We start from the raw sequence: 18,694 nt of genomic DNA on the forward strand, positions 1-18,694 counted from the left end.
AAAGCTGACGTGTGTTGGCACAATAATTTATCTTTCATATTTCAATTTAACAACGCTTTTTTATTTATTAGTTTAGTTTTTAGGAGAAATTTTATACAAAAAAACATCAGATAGTTCATAGGAACAATCTGATGTCATTGGAGTTGTAAAGTCATGTCAATTTAAGTCGATAGCTTGTGGAGGCATTTCGATTAAACTTGTACGTCAATTACGGATCCTTTGTATGGATGTGTAGCTTGTGGTTGTTCAGGCATTTGATTTAATAACTGAACAGCAGCAGTCGTATTCATGTTCAATGCCTTTTGTAAAACGCTCATTTGAACCGTTTGTTGAAGATCCGATAGCTGCGTAGCCATAATGGAATTCAAATCCATTCGTATCACTCCTTTACAACCATATTATCGGGTGAAAATTGCTCGTTATTAATAATTTTATTTATAAATAAATTATTACCTTGATAACTTTTCGTTATCTTCTATTTAGAAATTTCCCATTTCATCACCATTAGCTCTCTTCCACTACGAATTTCTCGAGCTCCTGTATCAACAAATCCTATTTTTTCATACAAATTTTTCGCACTATCATTAAATAGATACACCGTTAGATAAATAGTCGTAATATATGGAAAGTGTTCATTTAAATAACTAGGCAAAGATTGCAAGGCTTTTTTGGCATAACCTTTACGTTGATGCATCGCATTTGTAGAAAATGCACGTAACAAAATTGTATCACCCGTTGTACTATAAGGAGCGACTCCTTCCTTTTCATGTAAATTGAAAAAGGTTACAATTTCTCCATCATCCTCTAAAACTACCGGATGTCGTGAAGCATCAACATTACATATCGCTACACTATCAAGTGGCATCATTGTTAAAGAATATTGTTCTTCGAGTAATGTATAGTGTTGCAACTTTGATAAATCACATTCTGAATAAGGTCTTAATACCATTTAAATCACTCCTCTAAAATGCTCGTATTTTTTTATAAATTTTGCATTATGAATTTGATACACATTACTCTCATTTAGATTACATTTCATTTGGTGCCTTAATACCAAGTATCCTTAATCCTTCACTTAAGACAATTGCGACACAAGATGCTAATGCGAGTTTTGCATTTTGAGCTGGTGATTCATCTATTATTTTTGTATTTGCATAGTATTTGTTAAATTGATGCGATAATTCCAAACAGTATTTCGCTATTTGTGATGGATCAGCATTTTCAAATGACTTCACAATAATCGTCGGGAAATCTTTTAAAGTTAAAATGGTTGACCATGCTTTTTCATTTAATCCATTTAAATTAATATTCTCTTTATGGTGGAACCCACCTTTTTTCAATAAAGAGGAAATTCTTGCATAAGTATATTGAACATACGGACCAGTTTCCCCTTCAAAATTCAACATTTCTTCTAATGAGAAATCGATATCATGCATACGATAGTTCTTTAAATCATTAAAAACCACTGCACCAATTCCTATCATTTTCGCTATTTCTTCTTTATTTGCAATGCTTGGATTTTTTTCTTCAATATTCTTTTTTGCCGCATCAATAGCTTCTGCAAGTACTTCTTCTAGCAAAACAATTTTCCCTTTTCTCGTTGACATCTTCTTGCCGTCCTTTAGCATCATTCCAAATGGGATATGTTGAAGTCCATTAGCCCATTCATGTCCCATCTTCTGAAGCACCAAAAATAATTGTGTAAAATGGAGGGACTGTTCATTTCCTACTACATAAAATGATTTCGTAGAACCGTATGTTTCATGACGATATATCGCAGCTGCCAGATCTCGAGTAACGTACAATGTTGTGCCATCTTTTTTCATGATTAAACTTGGTGGCATGTTCTCTAATTCAACAACTAATGCACCTTTAGATTCGACGAGTAGTTGCTTTTCCTTTAATTCTTCTACAACGTTTTCCATTTTGTCATTATAAAAAGCTTCACCAGAGTTCGAATCAAATGAAATTCCTAATAAATCATAAATCTTTTGAAACTCTTTTAGTGAAGCTTCTCTAAACCATTGCCATAGCTGTAAAGCCTCTTCATCGCCTTGTTCTAAACGTTTAAAAGCTGCTCGTGCTTCATCATTTAGCGTATCATCTAATTCAGCTTCTTCATGAAATTTCACATAAATTTTTAATAATTCTTTAACAGGAGACTGTTCAATTCTTGTTGGATCTCCCCATAATTTATAGGCAACAATGAGCTTTCCAAATTGCGTACCCCAGTCTCCTAAATGATTTATCTTAATCACTTCGTATCCATTCTTTTTTGATATTTTAGCCAATGCATTACCTATAACAGTTGAACGTAAATGACCCATTGAAAATGGTTTAGCAATATTAGGTGATGAGAAATCAATGGTAATGCTTTCGTTTGTCGATATTTGTTCTCCATATTTTGTTTGTTCTTTTATAATCGTTTCTATAACATTTTTCGTGATTATTTCTTTGTTTAAAAAAATATTGACATAACCACCTACAGCTTGGGTTTGATGAATCAATTGATGATCCAACTGACTAGCTATTTCACTTGCTATTTGATTGGGCGCTTTTCTTAATATTTTGGATAGTGTAAAACACGGAAAAGCCATATCGCCAAGATGTGCATGTTTAGGCTTTTCTAAAAGTGCGATTATTTGCTCACTTTCTATTTCGTAGTTGATAACCTTTTGTATCACCGTTGCTATTTGCTGTTTTTCACTCATCATCTTCTTTCCCCCCCTAATAAAAAAGCCCCCGTCTCTGTAATAAGAGACGAGAGCATAATTTCCCGTGGTACCACTCTAGTTGCCACATTTGTGACCGCTCACTATTGTTAACGAGGTGTCTCCCCGAGCTTTCCTACTGATTTCAAAAAGTTTCTCCAAAGTGCGTTTCATTTACAAGATCTGTATTAGGCTCACACTATCCCTAACTCGCTTGACATTCCTTTATAAACTACTCTCTTTTTCTTAGAATTTACATTATGAATTTTCATTATCATACATTGAATATTTAGAAAAATCAATATTTTATTCTAAAAATATCCTTAAGAAATTCAAACAAATCATCACTCATGCTATTTTCAGTAAAGTAACCTTACCTTTTTGTTCTAAGTGAGCTTAATTATTATACTTTTCCACTTAATTAAATGAATCAATAAACTCCCTGATAATCGGCAATTCAGGCGGACTGATGTTTGGTGGCAATTGTTGCATATCAAAAAAATGTAAGGCTTGTACTTCATCTTGATCCATCTTCAATTCTCCTGAAAAATCTGTACAAATATATGTAGAAATGACATTGTAAACTTCATCACCATGTGGATACTGATAATAGAATTCTTCTCCTGAAAAAACCTTAAATAAGGTTAATTCTTTAGCTTCTAGTCCTGTTTCTTCAAACAATTCTCTTTTTGCCGCTTCTTCCAACTTCTCACCAGGTTCCAATGCTCCTCCAGCCAAGCCCCAACAATTATTATCTTGTCTTAATTGCATTAATAATCGATTTTCCTTATCTAATACAATAACATTTGCACCAGCAAGGATCAGTGGACGGCTTCCTACTAGCTTTCTTAATTCCATGACGTATCCCATGTAAATACCTCTTTTCTTTTAATTTACTAATTTATTTTTCGACATTTTATTTAATATATCCTTTATTACAAATACCTTATTCTATAAGGATTTAATTGTTCTAATGTACAGTATTAAATGAAATATTTTAACAATCTCAACTAATTATTTATTGACTATTCAAACAATTATCTATAGAATAATAAAAACTATGAGGTGAATACACATGCTACTATACATGAAACTGAATTCTAAAACTTCATACCATCATCACTATTAGCCTTGCTATCCGATTTTAATATCGCGTATAGGAAGGCTAATTATAATGAACTGCATCGGTTGGGAATTATCCCTTTACGAATGCAGTTCTTTTTATTTTCTATTTTAGGAGGGTTATCAATGAAAAAAATGAATTATCAAAATGTGAAGGGTACACAGGATTATTTGCCCAATGTTGAAATGATTAGAAGTAAAATCCGTAGAACGCTGGAAGATACCTTTATCCAATATGGATGCAAACCACTAGAAACGCCTATTCTGAATTACTCATCGTTATTGTCTTCCAAATATGGTGGTGGAGCAGAAATTCTAAAAGAAATGTATACATTAACTGACCAGGGACAGAGGGAATTAGCACTGCGATATGATTTAACTATTCCTTTTGCAAAAGTAATAGCCATGAATCCAACTTTACGAATGCCATTTAAACGCTATGAAATTGGAAAAGTATTCCGAGATGGACCTATTAAAGCTGGAAGATTTCGTGAATTTACGCAATGTGATGTAGATATTGTTGGTGTCAGTACTCAGGCGGCAGAGGCTGAGTTAATGGGCATGGCTCTTTCTGCTTTTGAAAAATTACAATTACCAGTGATTATTCAATACAATAACCGAAAGCTTTTACAAGGCATGCTATCATATATTGGTGTACAAAATGATTCGATGAATAGTGTCATATTAACAATTGATAAATATGAAAAAGTAGGACTTTCAGGAATTGAAATAGAGTTATCGTCAAAAAATATAAGTGGAGATATCGTTCTCAAAATTATCTCTTTCTTGAAAACTTCAACTAGCAAAGGAATTAATTATTTTGAACAATTTACTGATAAAAATGAGGATATTTCACAAGGCGTTGCAGAACTAAAAGAATTAGAAGAATACTTATCCTACTTGAATATGAAAGAGCAATGTGTATTTAACCCTTATTTAGCTCGAGGTTTAGAAATGTATACTGGAACCATCTATGAAATCTTTTTAGAAGATGGCACTATTAACTCGAGTATTGGTAGTGGAGGAAGATATGATAATGCAATTGGTGGATTAATAGGAACCGAAGAAATTTTTTCTACAGTGGGGATTTCTTTTGGTTTAGATGTTATTACTACTGCCTATTCCATGAACCACTCACTCACATATTCATCCAACATCGATTTTTATATTATTCCTATTAAAGCAACAAAAGAGGGCTTACTGCTTGCAACCCAATTAAGAAAAAAGGGATATCTTGTAGAACTAGAGATGAAAATAAAAAATCTTCAAAAAGCACTAGATCGAGCAAATAAGGAAGGCCTCAAAAAAGTGATTATTATAGGTGAAAATGAAATTAAAAAGAATAGAATTCAAGTAAAAGATATGGAAACAGGAGAGATTTTAGAGGAATCATTTAATTTTGTATCTAAAAGGTAAATACCTACTAATAATGTTCGTCTAGATAGGTGAATATGCAAGAGTTTAAGAACATTATTAGTATAATAGAACCCTGCTCTTATTGGGAATTTTTCAATAAGAGCAGGGTCTCTAAGTTAATTGGATTTTTGAAATGCCATAAGGAAAGTTTTTATTTCTACCTAATTAGTGATGGTTCACGGTTTCTCCGCTTTCCAAATAGTCCATCTGTCTTCTTCAACTATTGATTCATCATTTTTTATTTTTAATTGATTATTAATATATACGACCAATTCTTGGAGTTGTAAATCATTCAATTCATGGAGAATTGAACGTCCGGTTCTACTTAAAATGTCTGCAGATAATTCTTCTATTGTTTTATAAATTTTTCTTGTTTCCCATAATTGATATTCGCAAGATTCTTGAAATCCTATATTTCGAAGAGTTTGCAATACCTTTTCTCCAGAATATCTTCTTGATATTTCTTTTTCAATCAAACTTGGGAATTTTTCAAAGAAGTATCCTCTTATATGATTTGAACTTCCTTTAAGTAGACAATCTTCTGGGGATCTATCCTGAATAAGATAGACCCCTCCCGGTTTTAAAATGCGAAAAGCTTCATTAAAAGATGTTTCTAAATCTGATATGTGGTGAATAACCGCTCTTTCAAGAACAATATCAAATTGCCCATTTTCCAATTTTGTATCTAACGCGTTACCTAGATGAAATCGAATGTTAGGATATCCATTACAGTTTTCTTTTGCAGCAGAAAGCATTTGTTCAGAGAAATCAAGTGCAGTAACAGTTGAAGCCCCCATTTCAGCTAATGCTTTCGTATAAATTCCTCCACCACATCCAATATCTAAAACTGTTTTACCTTTCACTTCACAAATTTCATTAATCCTTTGGATCCAACTTACATTTGCAATTCTTGAAGAATAGGAAGAATGATTATCTTGACTATGAAAATCGATTTCCATACTAAACCTCCTTGTGAATTAGGTGATAGGTTAATTTTACAATAAAAGTATTATAAGTAAATTTTATATATATTATGATTTGATATAATTTTTTTCTTATCAAACTCAGCCTTCTAATTGCATTAGTGCTCCAAAATATTGCGAAGCTGTTGTAAAACAAACAAATGCAAAAAGTTCACTAATTTCTTCTTCAGAAAAATAATCTTTTAATATATTTACAATGCTTGGGGATGTATGTCCTTTTGAAGCAAGAAATGCTTGTGCAAAGCCAACGCTTACCGCTATCTTTTCGTCATGATACCTTTCATCTGGTTTCCCCTTCGCTTTACAATATTCGCAACCATTCTCTTGAGCAAGTGTTCTTCGGACTTGTTCTTTTAGCTCTGCAGTTAAATGACCATCCTTCTCTAATTCACCACCTAAATCATTCCAAAATCCCATCACACTTCTGTTATGTCCTAATAGCTTTTGAAAAGGCGTTGAACCGTTTTTTGAATAAGCAATAAATGCCATATTACATCCCTCCTATCATTTATTGTAAAATGAAAAACAGGAAATTTACATTTAACATTGAAAGGAATATACCAAAATACTTTCAATAAGAAAGGAAAATAGACATGATTGATTTAATAGACAAATCTATATTACAGGAGTTATCTAAAGATAGTCGGTTATCAATGAGTGAATTAGGACGTCGAGTCCATTTATCAGCTCCCGCTGTAAAAGAAAGAGTAAAACAACTAGAAGAACAAGGAACTATTATGCAATATACAACACAAATTAATGACAATGTGCTAGGATACTCCATTCAATGTATTGTTGAAGCAACAATTAAAAATAATCGTTATAACGATTTTAAACTGCTAATCCAATCCTATTCTAATGTGGATTTCTGTTATCGTATTGCAGGAGATGCTTGTTTTATGTTGAAGATGAATTTTTCTTCTTTCCAAAGTGCGGAAGCTACAATTGACGAACTGCAGCTATATGCTCATACAAAAACTCATTTTATATTTTCAGAAGTAGAGACGATGAAAAATTATCTAAAATTATAATGACTTAATTGATGCTTTTCACCTCCATTTTTAACCAAAAACACTACTAATTTCACACTTTCTTCACAACTGTATTATTTTTATGTTTGAATATTTTGTGACAGCATACTTGTCATTAGAAATTCTAGATAAAGAGATATGAATAACCGATCGTAAGTATAATGATTTTTAACAAAAAAAGGATAGTATATTATAAATATCCATTGGGAAACAGCTAGTTAACACTGTTCATATAGTGTTAACTATGGATATATCGATATCGACACAATATGACCACAATTTCGTGACACTTTGTACTAATTTTGCTCTTCCAAAAAAAGAAACAGGTCGTATACTGTAAGGGAAGTTAAAAATCATTTGATTTTACTTAGGAGGAAGTTCATATGGAAATTTTAGATTTAGCTCGAATTCAATATGCAATCACTACTATTTTCCACTTCTTCTTCGTTCCAGTTTCAATTAGCATGATTTTCTTTGTTGCTATCTTTGAAACCATGTATGTGTGGAAGAAGAAAAAAATATATTTAGACATGGCTCTATTTTGGGGAAAAATATTCTTACTATCTTTTGCAATAGGTGTTGTAACTGGTATTTTACAAGAATTCCAATTTGGGATGAACTGGTCTGAATACTCTCGATTTATGGGAGATGTATTCGGTGCACCACTTGCTGTAGAAGCTTTACTTGCTTTCTTTATGGAATCTACATTCATCGGTATTTGGATGTTTGGTCGAAATAAACTACCTAAATGGGTTATTGCCTTATCCGCTTGGCTTGTAGCATTAGGAACAATGTTATCCGCACTTTGGATATTAGCTGCAAACTCTTTTATGCAAGAACCAGTTGGATTTAAAATTGAAAATGGGAAAGCTGTTTTAACAGACTTTATGGCATTATTAACGAACCCACAATTGCTAGTAGAGTTCCCACATACAATTTTTGGTGCACTTGCAACCGGTGGATTTATTATAGGTGGTATTAGCGCTTATAACTTACTGAAAAAACGTAATACTGAATTTTTCAAAAAATCATTTAACTATTCGATGGTTGTTGCTTGTATTGCTGGCTTTGGTATCATGTTTTCAGGTCATGATCAAGCACAACATTTAATGGAATCTCAACCAATGAAAATGGCTGCTTCCGAAGCACTATGGAATGACTCAGGCGATCCTGCAGCTTGGACATTATTAGCAGATATCGATACAAAAAATAAAGAAAATAAATGGGAAGTCAATATTCCTTACTTATTAAGCTATCTAGCTTATAGTGAGTTTGATGGTTCTGTTGAAGGTATGAAAACGCTTCAAGCAAAATACGAAAAGCTATATGGAGATAACGTCAATTACATTCCTCCAGTTAAAACCGTATTTTGGAGTTTCCGTATTATGGCTGGATTCGGTGGCTTAATGGTTCTTCTTTCATTATTAGGCTTATGGTTCGCAAATCGTGGAACAATTGTAAACAAAAAATGGTTCTTACGCTTAATGATTGGAGCAATTGCAATACCTTTTATCGCAAACACTACAGGATGGATTATGACAGAAATTGGCCGTCAACCTTGGACAGTTTTTGGTTATTACACAACTGCCCAATCTATCTCTCCAAATGTTTCTAAAGGACAAATCTTATTCTCAACGATTTCATTTAGTTCGGCTTATGTCATCCTAGCAGTGATTATGATTATGATGGTCGCTCGAGTAGCAAAACAAGGCCCGGATGCCATTCTTAAGAAAAAATTAGATACGAAAGTAGATTTGATGGACAAGGAGGCGTTTGAAGAATGAGTTTAGAAGCATTATGGTTCGTACTAATCGCAGTTCTCTTTGTCGGATTCTTCTTCCTAGAAGGATTTGACTTTGGGGTTGGTATGGCAACACGCTTACTTGCTAGAAACAAACACGAACGTGAACAATTACTCGGAACAATCGGACCTTTCTGGGATGCAAATGAAGTTTGGTTGATTACAGCTGGTGGCGCATTATTTGCAGCATTTCCTAACTGGTATGCTACCATGTTCTCAGGTTACTACACTTTATTCGTCATCCTACTACTTGCACTGATTGCACGTGGAGTAGGAATCGAATATAGTCATCATTCAAAAACAGACAAAGGCATAAACCTTTGCCATTGGTTAACCTTTATCGGAAGTCTTGTATCTCCTTTCTTACTAGGTATGCTATTCACTAGTCTTGTACACGGTATGCCGATTGATGGCGACATGCATCTATTTGGTTCATTCTCTGATTTCGTGAATGTTTACTCATTGGTTGGTGGCCTTGCAGTTGTATTACTTACACTCGTACACGGATTAACATTTATCGGTTTACGTACAACTGGTGATGTTCATAAAAGAGCAATCTCTCTGTTAAATAAAGTGTATATCCTATTATTTGTAGGTGAAGTTATCTTTGCAGTATTATCTTACTTCCAAACAGATCTATTTGATGTACGTCCAGTCGCAACACCAGTATTATTAGGATTAACAGTCCTTGCAACCGTTTTAGGCATGTTATTTGCAAATAAAGGTCGTGAAGGTTTCGCCTTTACATTCTCTGGTCTTGCTATAGCTTTTGTCGTAGCAATGCTGTTTATCGGATTGTTCCCACGTGTCATGATTAGCTCAATTGATCCATCCTTTAACTTAACGATTGAAAATGCAGCAAGTGGACATTACACATTAACCGTGATGACAAAAGTAGCTTGTACATTACTTCCATTCGTATTAGGTTATCAAATTTGGAGCTACTATGTATTCCGTAAACGTATTAGCCCTAAGAAATAGGTGACATAAATGATTGACAAAGCGCTATTTAAACTCAGTGGAATAAAAGGAACTCTTGTGTTCTTATTCGTGATGGCTGCTCTTCTTGGTACCTTCACTATTCTCCAAGCGATTTATTTAGCGACGACAATTACAAACTTATTCCATAAGGAGCAGCTGGCTGATCAGCTGCTCCCTATGTTATTATTTTTTGTTTGCTTCGTTGCGAAACATATCGTGATCTACTTTAGAGAAAAATATATGTCATGTTTTTCAATGAAAACAGGCTCTAATTTACGAAAACAACTAACAGCTAAATTATTTAATCTCGGCCCTAACATAACCGCAACAGAAGGTACAGGAAATATAGTGACAATGGCATTAGAAGGCATTTCAAACGTTGAACAATACATGAAATTATTTCTGCCAAAAGTAATGAATATGTTTGTCATTCCAGTCATGATTTTCATCTATACTTTAACAATCGATATTAAATCTGCTCTTATTCTCTTGCTCGTTCTTCCTATATTAATCTTCTTCTTAATTCTTCTAGGTATTGCAGCACGATCAAAGGCAGATAAACAATATGAATCTTATCAAGTATTGTCCAATCACTTTGTGGATTCACTTCGTGGTTTGCAAACTTTACGCTTTTTAGGATTAAGTAAAAAATACGATCGTAATATTCGCAATGTCAGTGAGCAATATCGTAAAGCTACAATGGGAACATTAGCAGTGGCTTTCTTATCAACATTTGCTCTAGAATTCTTCACAAGTATTTCGATTGCAATTGTTGCGTTATTTTTAGGTTTAGGTTTAATCAAAGGATCACTCGTGTTATTGCCATCGTTAATCATTTTAATATTGGCACCAGAATATTTCGCACCAATTCGCGAATTTGGTTCAGACTATCACGCAACATTGGATGGGAAAAACGCATTTACAGCCATTTCAGCTATATTAAATCGACCATCTACTAAAGAAGACACTACATCCATTTCAACATGGGATGGACAATCCACTGTTATGATTAAAAACATGACTGTTCAACATGAAGGATCAAATAAACCTTCATTGAATCAAGTATCATTTAACTTAAAAGGCAATCAAAGAGTAGGGATTATCGGAGCAAGTGGTTCTGGTAAATCTACTTTCATCAATGCATTAAGTGGCTTTGCAGAAGCGAATAGCGCCGAAATTCAAATAAACGGGAAGTCCGTCCATTCATTTGCAAATGTAGATTGGCAAAAACAAATTTACTACGTTCCACAACACCCTTATTTGTTTCATGATACCGTTCGTAATAATGTCGCCTTTTATACGAAGGATGCCACAGATGCGCAAATTAAGAATGCATGTGAACGTGCTGGTTTAACAGAAGTAATTGATTCACTACCAAATGGATATGATGAAATCATCGGTGAAACTGGCCGAGCTTTAAGTGGTGGACAAGAACAACGTATTGCACTTGCAAGGGCTTTCTTAGACGATTCTCGTAAAATTTTACTATTTGATGAACCAACAGCCCATTTAGATATTGAGACCGAATGGGAAATCAAACAACGTATGCTTCCGTTATTTGAAAATCGATTAATTTTCTTTGCAACGCATCGTCTTCACTGGATGATAGATATGGACATGATTCTTGTTATGCATAACGGTGAAATTGTAGAACAAGGAACACACAAAGAACTCCTTGCAAAACAAGGTTACTACTATGAATTAGTTCATCAACAAACGCATGGAACGGAGGCGTAGCATGATGACACCAAAACAATCAAACATCTTCAAACATGCATGGGTAAAACCTTATTTACAACAAAACAAAAAACTACTTTTGCTCGTTTTTTTATTAGGAACTATGACATTTATATGTGCAAGTGCATTAATGTTTACTTCAGGTTATTTGATTTCAAAATCAGCTACTCGCCCTGAAAATATTTTATTAGTATATGTACCGATTGTACTTGTGCGTACTTTTGGTATTTTCCGTCCTGTATTTAACTATGCTGAGCAACTAACCGGCCATTCATTTGTCTTAAAAATTCTTTCAAAAATGCGTGTCCGTTTATATCAAAAATTAGAAACACAGGCTTTAACACTTTCTAATCGTTTTTCAACTGGGAATTTACTTGGGGTTTTAGCAGATGATATAGAACATTTACAAAATTTATATTTAAAAACCATCTTTCCTAGTATCTTTGCCTTCATTTTATACATCATTGCAGTTGTCGCTTTAGGTTTCTTCTCCATTCCGTTTGCATTACTGATGGCTTTATTATTATTTGTACTAGTGGTTCTTATTCCACTTGTATCTTTATTAGCAAACCGCAAACGAATGATTCAAATGAAATCACTGCGAGGCGAATTATATGCGTCCCTTACTGATGCAGTCATGGGATTAAGTGATTGGAAAATCAGTGGTAAACAACAAACATTTTTAACAGCATATGAAAAGATTGAGCAGCATCAAGATGCATTCGAATATAAAATGGATTCTTTCAATCGTCGACGTAATTTATTATTTCAAATAGTCGTTGCTGTTGTAACTTTAGTGATGATTGCGTTTGCTGGAACAAGTGCGAATGCCGGGGAATTCGCACATATCTGGATTGCAGCCTTCGTGTTGGTTGTATTCCCATTAGCAGAAGCTTTTGCACCGGTTTCTGATGCTGTTAGTCACTTGCCAAATTATGATACTTCTTTAAAACGATTAGATGCGATTGAAGAAGCTAGCCCTGAAAGCTTACCATCTGCAAAAGAGCAAGTAATGAACTTGAAAAATCAACCTTTAACTATCACATTTAATGATGTTTCTTTTAAATATGACGCAACAAATCAAAATGTTTTACAACAAATTACCTTACAGTTCCAACAAGGTGAAAAAATTGCTATCTTAGGTAAAACCGGATCGGGTAAAAGTACATTAGCCAGACTAATTTTAGGTGCCCTAACTCCAACAGAAGGCTCCGTTCGATTGAATGAACAAGATACTGCTCTGATTCATGAAGATATTGCTGAAATCGTAGGTGTACTTGAACAAAAGCCTCATTTATTTGATACGACTGTTATGAATAATATTCGTTTAGGCAATGTTCATGCAACAGACGAGGAAGTTATTGAAGCAGCGAAAAAAGTACAAATGCATCATTATATTGAGTCTCTTCCTGATGGATACAATACTCGGATGCAAGAACTTGGCGAACGTTTCTCCGGAGGCGAACGACAACGAATTGCTTTAGCGCGCATTTTGCTACAAGATTCACCAATCGTTATTCTTGATGAACCTACAGTTGGCCTCGATTCGATTACTGAAAATCAATTAATTGATACAATTTTGAAGACATTAGAAGGCAAAACAATCATTTGGATTACACACCATTTAGCAGGTGTTGATCAAATGGATCAAGTGATTTTCATTGACCAAGGAATGGTCCATTTAAATGGTACACATAAAGAATTGCTTTCAAGAAGCACACGTTATAAACGGTTGTATTCTTTAGATCATCCAATGATATAAATAGTAAAAGCTCTCGATTTCTAAAAAATCGGGAGCTTTTTAAGTAGGCAATTGTACTAGTACTCCTAAAAAAACCCCTCATATAATAAAGTAATATCCAGAAAATTCAGGAAGTGGTGAGGATACGTGCATCTGTTTACTTATATGTATTTAGCTGGTTTACTGCTTGGGCTAGTTATTGATGCAATTACGTATTTAATTCCAATAAAATTAAGCCACGGTAACCGAATTTCAAGTAATTTTGTATTTGCCATTTTAGTATTTATCGTTAGCCTTTTAGTTGGTGGGTTTACAGGAATCGCTATTGGATTTTTTAGTGTTGGTATATATACGACTGCCCTACTATTAGGATTATTTGGTATTAAAGCTTCTTGGAAGAAACTTGTTTATATTGTTATTGTCATACTTGTTGCATGTGTATATTTGGTATATTTCATATAAAAACGAATGGAGATCTTCAAATCAAGATCTCTATTTTTCTGAAAATAAATCCCGGCAATAAATTTCAATTGCCGGGTATCTATATAAAATCTCCCCTGTATATGGTTAATACTTGGAGATATTGCATATAAAAATCATCTCAAATTTATAATGAACTATAGAAAAAAATTTATACTAAACAACTCAAGGAAATGAGGTCTCTTAGGAAAAAAATATTTTTTTGACACCATTTTTTTCGAGACTAAATCCACTCGATAATGATACAATATGGTTATCAATACTCCCCGACCTATTACACCATGTAATAAGTCCGAAGTCCTCTGTAATGAGAAATGTATACACAACTTCTCAATATGCTCTTCACCTTATTCCTCTTTTAAAGCTTGCTCCCTCTACATTCCTATTCATGCAAATGAATATTCTATTTAATGCTATAAATATCGTTTTTTTATTAAAATTATCATATTAGATTTCTTTTAAAGATCATATTTTGTACACTAGTGATTATTTATTCATAATATTTATACATTTTTTTCATTTATAAACATTACTTTTATTGTATTCTATAAATAGAATGACAATCTATTCTAAGGAGGATTTTTATTGGAAAAGAAAGTTATATTTTTTGAAGTGCAAGGCGGTAGCGACAAAGGTCCAGATGGCTACAGAAAAGATACGATGCCTATGGTTCAAGCTTTACAACAACGTGGTCAAGATGCGGAAGTGATTTTCTTTGATGTGGCAAAACAGCAAGAGATTTTAGATTACGTAAAAGTAAATGCCATTGCTTATGTCTCTCGTATTAATCCAGGAAATTTAAAAGACGAATCAGCTTATTTTTCTATGCTACGCCAGCTTTGCGAAGAAGGCATTATCGGTATGCCCCATCCTGATGCGATGATTGGTTACGGAGCGAAGGATGCTTTAGTAAAATTAACAGATACTTCTCTTGTACCTAGTGATACGTATGCTTACTATACAATTGAAGAATTCAAAAATACTTTTCCAAAATCATTAATGCATGGTATTCGTGTGCTAAAACAAAATCGTGGTTCAACAGGTGAAGGTATTTGGCGTGTCCAATTAATGGACGAGCTAGCACAAGACGCTACAGAAGTCCCTCTAACCGCAAAAATCAAATGCACAGAAGCAAAAGATAATCATGTGGAATATTTTGAATTAGCTACTTTTATGGATTTCTGCGAACAATATATTGTTGGTGATAATGGCATGCTCGTTGATATGCAATTTCTGCCACGTATTAAAGAAGGCGAAATTCGATTATTTATGTTACATGACAAACCAATTAACGTTGTACACAAAAAACCTGCTGATAGCGAAGATGCATTTAGTGCAACATTGTTCTCTGGTGCAAATTATCGATATGATAAACCCGAAGATTGGAAAGACTTAGTAAATACCTTTCTAAGTCAATTACCTGATGTAATGCAACGTTTAGGCGGCTATGATTTACCACTAATCTGGACGGCAGACTTTATCTTAGATACGGATGAACTGGGCAATGATCGTTATGTGCTCGGTGAAATGAACTGCTCATGCGTCGGCTTCACATCCGAATTAGAGTTAGCCCATAATGTAGCTGATGAAATCATCACTAAAATTAATGAAATCATTTTAAAAGCAATCTAGCTCCACCCAACTTTTTGGGGATGTACCACTTTTAAATAAATAAATAAATAAATAACGCGAATTCCAATACTGGAATTCGCGCTCGATTATTTGTTCATTGCTTTTAAGATAAGGCTTATAATTGCAATTAAAATAACCGCACCTATTAGAGCAGGGAATATATAGAAATGGCTTATTTGCGGTCCCCATGTGCCGAATAACATTCCACCAATCCAAGCACCAATGATACCTGCAATAATATTTCCAATTATACCACCTGGTATGTCCTTGCCCAGTATCAGGCCAGCAAACCAACCTAGAATACCTCCTATGATTAAATACCAAATGAAACTAAACATAATGGCATCTTCCTTTCTTTCAGTTCAACTTATCTTGTCACAATATAATAAAAATAAACTATGTATTTTTTATTATTTTCAAAAGAAAGATGTATGTATAATTCTCTATTTTACAGGTACATCAAGCGTAGGAAAATCGACATTGGTATCATTATAATGCCACCATTCAGAGCTAATCGTTGTAAAACCAGCTTCTAGCATGATCATAGTTAAAAAGTCCACATTTTGTTGGGCCTTTTTAGAGTTCTTTATATAACTACGACCTGCTTTTTCTGAAAAGGAATCAAACTTTGTTGGCATTTTCAATTCCTTGCCTTTTTTATCGACAAGCGTTACATCGACACTGACACCTTTACTGTGTTTTGAATCTTCTAATGGAAATGCTACATACATATGGTTTTGTATTTTGTACCACATCTCCCACTGAACACTCATTGGTCGGTATGCATCCCAAATCTTAATTTTGTAACCTTTTTTATTTGCTAATTTATTTGCTTTTTTTAATTTTTTTGCTGTAGATTTTGTCATCAATGCCTTCGCTTTTTTCGGATATAATCGATACTCCATAAAATTCTTTTTTGTTGCGTACCGCAAATCAATCACAAAACCATCTTTTTCAGTTAACTCAATTAATCCTGCTTCTTTGTAATTAGCAGGTGCTGCTTCTAAATATTTCCCTGGTGACCAGCCAGTTTTGCCATTATAACTTATTTTGTACCAACCTTTATAGAATTCAGTTGCTTTAACGAATATTCCTTGATCAATTTGACCAATTTTCGGGTATTTTACACCTGCACCTTTACGAACATTCATCTTTGCTGTTACTTGTAGCGTTTTATCGATTTTTTGAATAGTTGCAGCTTCTGCTGTTGTATATGAAACCATTTCCCTTGCAACTCCTTCCGTGTATTTTATTCTTTCAAATTACATACCCTATCAAAATCTTAATTTACCATAATTTACTTGTTTTAAATTATTTTACTTTTATCAGTAAATTGATGCAACTTCAGAATATAGAAATTTCAAAGCTCCTTTATATAATTTCTACTAAACTTTCTTTTTTAGCAGCTGTCATGAAACGTTCACAGTTCTTATCGTCCTGTGAGCACTATACTATAACTATCAATGAAATTTCGATAAAATATAGATGCAGGAAATAATGGAGTGAATAAAATGTCAATTGCTTGGACCGCTATTATCCCTGTTGTTATACTTACAGTGGTATTAGCAAGTGTTTTAATCTATTTTGTAGCAAAAAACAATAAAAAAGATTCCCATAAAACAATTGATCCAAAACCAAATCAGAATTTTGACAACTATACCAAGAAAGAAGAGTCGAAGTGAGAAAACTATTTATTTTACCTATTCGCTTCTACCAAAAAGTGATATCACCTCTAAAACCACCAAGCTGTCGGTTCTATCCTACATGCTCTAACTATGGTATTGAAGCAATAGAAAAGCATGGTGCTATAAAAGGTGGATACCTTACAATACGTCGGATTTTACGTTGCCAACCATTTTGTGAAGGCGGCTATGATCCTGTTCCTGAAGAAAAACCTCCGAAAAAGAAATAACTTTTGGAGGTTTTTCTATTGTTTTTTTTATTAAAATCTTGTATAGTAGTTATTGTTCGAATACAAACCGTAATGGTTACTATTTATGAGGTGTGAAAATGAAAAAAATCTTTTCCATTTTTCTTGTGGCATTATTAGCTGTTTTTACTTCAGCTTGTGGAGCAAACAAAGAAGCTGGATCAACCAAAGATAAAAACAACAAACTTAAAATTTATACGACTGTTTATCCACTTGAATACTTTGCAGAACGAATCGGTGGCAACCATGTAGAAGTATCTTCCATCTATCCTCCAGGATCAAACGAACATACTTTTGAGCCTACACAAAGAGATATGATGAATCTAGCTGATGCTGATTACTTTTTCTATATCGGATTAGGCCTTGAAGGGTTCGTTGAAAATGCAAAAAAATCCTTACAAAGCGATAATGTAAAATTCGTCGAAACAGCTGCGAATGTCTCGAAAGATAAATTGGCTGTCAGCACAGGACATGATGACGATGAGGACCATACTCATGCTACAGCTGGTCAACATAGTCAAGAAAATAACCATGTAGATCCACATGTTTGGATGTCTCCTATTATTAGTCAAGATTTAGCTCTTTCAATTAAAAATGCTCTAGTAAAAGCTCAACCTCAAAACAAAGCAGAGTTCGAGAAAAACTATCAATCTCTTGTTAAAGATTTAAAAGACTTAGATGGTGACTTTAAAGCAATGGCTGACAAAGTACCAAACAAAACATTCTTCGTCTCTCATGCAGCATTCGGCTATATTGCCGGAACATACGGCCTCAACCAAATTTCTGTTGCAGGTTTAAACTCACAAGATGAACCATCTCAAAAAGAGCTAACAAAAATCGTTGACCAAGCGAAAAAGGATCACATTCACTACATCCTATTTGAACAAAACGTAACATCAAATCTTGCTAAAGTCATCCAAAATGATGTAGGCGCACAACCACTAACATTACACAACTTAAGCGTGCTCACAAACGATGACATTAAGAATAAAGAAGATTACTTTACTTTGATGCATAGAGATATTAAAACGCTTGAGAAAGCTTTGGAGAAATAGTTTAAAGCCCTGCATACTTTGCAGGGCTTTTTCTTTTGGCTTTATATTAGACACAAGCTAATACGAGCTTTAGT

At 33.8% G+C, this 18,694-nt stretch carries 19 protein-coding genes and 1 other annotated feature; of the genes, 11 read left to right on the forward strand and 8 right to left on the reverse strand.

Going from position 1 to position 18,694, the window contains the following annotated elements:
* Positions 1-191 precede the first annotated feature (191 nt).
* From Q8X41_RS07875 to Q8X41_RS07890, 4 genes are all read right to left on the reverse strand, one after another.
* Positions 192-374 (reverse strand): YjfB family protein, encoded by a 183-nt coding sequence (locus Q8X41_RS07875; protein ID WP_397539701.1) that lies wholly within the window; start codon positions 372-374, stop codon positions 192-194.
* Positions 375-475: 101 nt separating this feature from the next.
* Positions 476-949 (reverse strand): GNAT family N-acetyltransferase, encoded by a 474-nt coding sequence (locus Q8X41_RS07880; protein ID WP_397539702.1) that lies wholly within the window; start codon positions 947-949, stop codon positions 476-478.
* A gap of 79 nt (positions 950-1,028) precedes the next feature.
* On the reverse strand, positions 1,029-2,711 hold the full coding sequence (argS, locus tag Q8X41_RS07885; RefSeq protein WP_397540222.1) for an arginine--tRNA ligase: 1,683 nt from the start codon (positions 2,709-2,711) through the stop codon (positions 1,029-1,031).
* Positions 2,712-2,753: 42 nt separating this feature from the next.
* Positions 2,754-2,968, reverse strand: a binding site (T-box leader).
* A 160-nt stretch (positions 2,969-3,128) separates the two neighbouring features.
* The gene (locus Q8X41_RS07890; RefSeq protein WP_397539703.1) at positions 3,129-3,581 is read right to left on the reverse strand and encodes an NUDIX hydrolase; all 453 of its coding nucleotides are present in this window, start codon (positions 3,579-3,581) and stop codon (positions 3,129-3,131) included.
* A 378-nt stretch (positions 3,582-3,959) separates the two neighbouring features.
* Between Q8X41_RS07890 and Q8X41_RS07895 the strand changes: the two genes are divergently transcribed.
* The gene (locus Q8X41_RS07895; protein WP_397539704.1) at positions 3,960-5,249 is read left to right on the forward strand and encodes a histidine--tRNA ligase; all 1,290 of its coding nucleotides are present in this window, start codon (positions 3,960-3,962) and stop codon (positions 5,247-5,249) included.
* 176 nt (positions 5,250-5,425) lie between these two features.
* On the opposite strand, the gene Q8X41_RS07900 is transcribed toward Q8X41_RS07895, so the two are convergent.
* Positions 5,426-6,208, reverse strand: coding sequence for a class I SAM-dependent methyltransferase (locus Q8X41_RS07900; RefSeq protein ID WP_397539705.1), 783 nt, complete (start codon positions 6,206-6,208; stop codon positions 5,426-5,428).
* A gap of 105 nt (positions 6,209-6,313) precedes the next feature.
* Positions 6,314-6,721 (reverse strand): carboxymuconolactone decarboxylase family protein, encoded by a 408-nt coding sequence (locus tag Q8X41_RS07905; protein WP_397539706.1) that lies wholly within the window; start codon positions 6,719-6,721, stop codon positions 6,314-6,316.
* A gap of 107 nt (positions 6,722-6,828) precedes the next feature.
* Here Q8X41_RS07905 and Q8X41_RS07910 point away from each other — a divergent pair, with 107 nt between their 5' ends.
* The 7 genes from Q8X41_RS07910 to Q8X41_RS07940 all read left to right on the forward strand — a co-directional run bounded on the left by Q8X41_RS07910 (position 6,829) and on the right by Q8X41_RS07940 (position 15,635).
* Positions 6,829-7,263 carry an Lrp/AsnC family transcriptional regulator gene (locus Q8X41_RS07910; protein WP_397540223.1) on the forward strand — a complete coding sequence of 145 codons (435 nt, stop codon included), beginning with the start codon at positions 6,829-6,831 and terminating at the stop codon, positions 7,261-7,263.
* Positions 7,264-7,646: 383 nt separating this feature from the next.
* On the forward strand, positions 7,647-9,047 hold the full coding sequence (locus tag Q8X41_RS07915; protein WP_397539707.1) for a cytochrome ubiquinol oxidase subunit I: 1,401 nt from the start codon (positions 7,647-7,649) through the stop codon (positions 9,045-9,047).
* A complete protein-coding gene (gene cydB, locus Q8X41_RS07920) occupies positions 9,044-10,045 on the forward strand; it encodes a cytochrome d ubiquinol oxidase subunit II (RefSeq protein WP_397539708.1) in 1,002 nt (333 codons plus the stop codon). The genes Q8X41_RS07915 and cydB overlap by 4 nt, the downstream gene beginning before the upstream one ends.
* Before the next feature lie 12 nt (positions 10,046-10,057).
* Positions 10,058-11,782, forward strand: coding sequence for a thiol reductant ABC exporter subunit CydD (cydD, locus tag Q8X41_RS07925; RefSeq protein WP_397540224.1), 1,725 nt, complete (start codon positions 10,058-10,060; stop codon positions 11,780-11,782).
* A gap of 4 nt (positions 11,783-11,786) precedes the next feature.
* Positions 11,787-13,544, forward strand: a complete 1,758-nt coding sequence (gene cydC, locus Q8X41_RS07930; protein ID WP_397540225.1) for a thiol reductant ABC exporter subunit CydC — start codon at positions 11,787-11,789, stop codon at positions 13,542-13,544.
* A 126-nt stretch (positions 13,545-13,670) separates the two neighbouring features.
* Complete coding sequence (locus Q8X41_RS07935) at positions 13,671-13,985, forward strand: hypothetical protein (protein WP_397539709.1); 315 nt, start codon at positions 13,671-13,673, stop codon at positions 13,983-13,985.
* A 603-nt stretch (positions 13,986-14,588) separates the two neighbouring features.
* The gene (locus tag Q8X41_RS07940; RefSeq protein ID WP_397539710.1) at positions 14,589-15,635 is read left to right on the forward strand and encodes a Cj0069 family protein; all 1,047 of its coding nucleotides are present in this window, start codon (positions 14,589-14,591) and stop codon (positions 15,633-15,635) included.
* 86 nt (positions 15,636-15,721) lie between these two features.
* Here Q8X41_RS07940 and Q8X41_RS07945 read toward each other — a convergent pair whose 3' ends face one another.
* Both Q8X41_RS07945 and Q8X41_RS07950 read right to left on the reverse strand, forming a co-directional pair.
* Complete coding sequence (locus tag Q8X41_RS07945; protein ID WP_397539711.1) at positions 15,722-15,973, reverse strand: GlsB/YeaQ/YmgE family stress response membrane protein; 252 nt, start codon at positions 15,971-15,973, stop codon at positions 15,722-15,724.
* A 105-nt stretch (positions 15,974-16,078) separates the two neighbouring features.
* Positions 16,079-16,858, reverse strand: coding sequence for a M15 family metallopeptidase (locus Q8X41_RS07950; RefSeq protein ID WP_397539712.1), 780 nt, complete (start codon positions 16,856-16,858; stop codon positions 16,079-16,081).
* Positions 16,859-17,146: 288 nt separating this feature from the next.
* Here Q8X41_RS07950 and Q8X41_RS07955 point away from each other — a divergent pair, with 288 nt between their 5' ends.
* From Q8X41_RS07955 to Q8X41_RS07965, 3 genes are all read left to right on the forward strand, one after another.
* Entirely contained in the window at positions 17,147-17,317 is a 171-nt protein-coding gene (locus Q8X41_RS07955) for a hypothetical protein (RefSeq protein ID WP_397539713.1), read from the forward strand.
* Positions 17,314-17,547, forward strand: coding sequence for a membrane protein insertion efficiency factor YidD (gene yidD, locus Q8X41_RS07960; protein WP_397539714.1), 234 nt, complete (start codon positions 17,314-17,316; stop codon positions 17,545-17,547). Before Q8X41_RS07955 ends, yidD begins: the two co-directional genes overlap by 4 nt.
* A gap of 98 nt (positions 17,548-17,645) precedes the next feature.
* Positions 17,646-18,620 (forward strand): metal ABC transporter solute-binding protein, Zn/Mn family, encoded by a 975-nt coding sequence (locus Q8X41_RS07965; protein ID WP_397539715.1) that lies wholly within the window; start codon positions 17,646-17,648, stop codon positions 18,618-18,620.
* The last annotated feature ends 74 nt before the right edge of the window (positions 18,621-18,694 follow it).

The sequence above is a fragment of the Rummeliibacillus pycnus genome (genome assembly GCF_044359855.1).
GTDB classification, from domain to species: Bacteria; Bacillota; Bacilli; order Bacillales_A; family Planococcaceae; genus Rummeliibacillus; species Rummeliibacillus pycnus_A.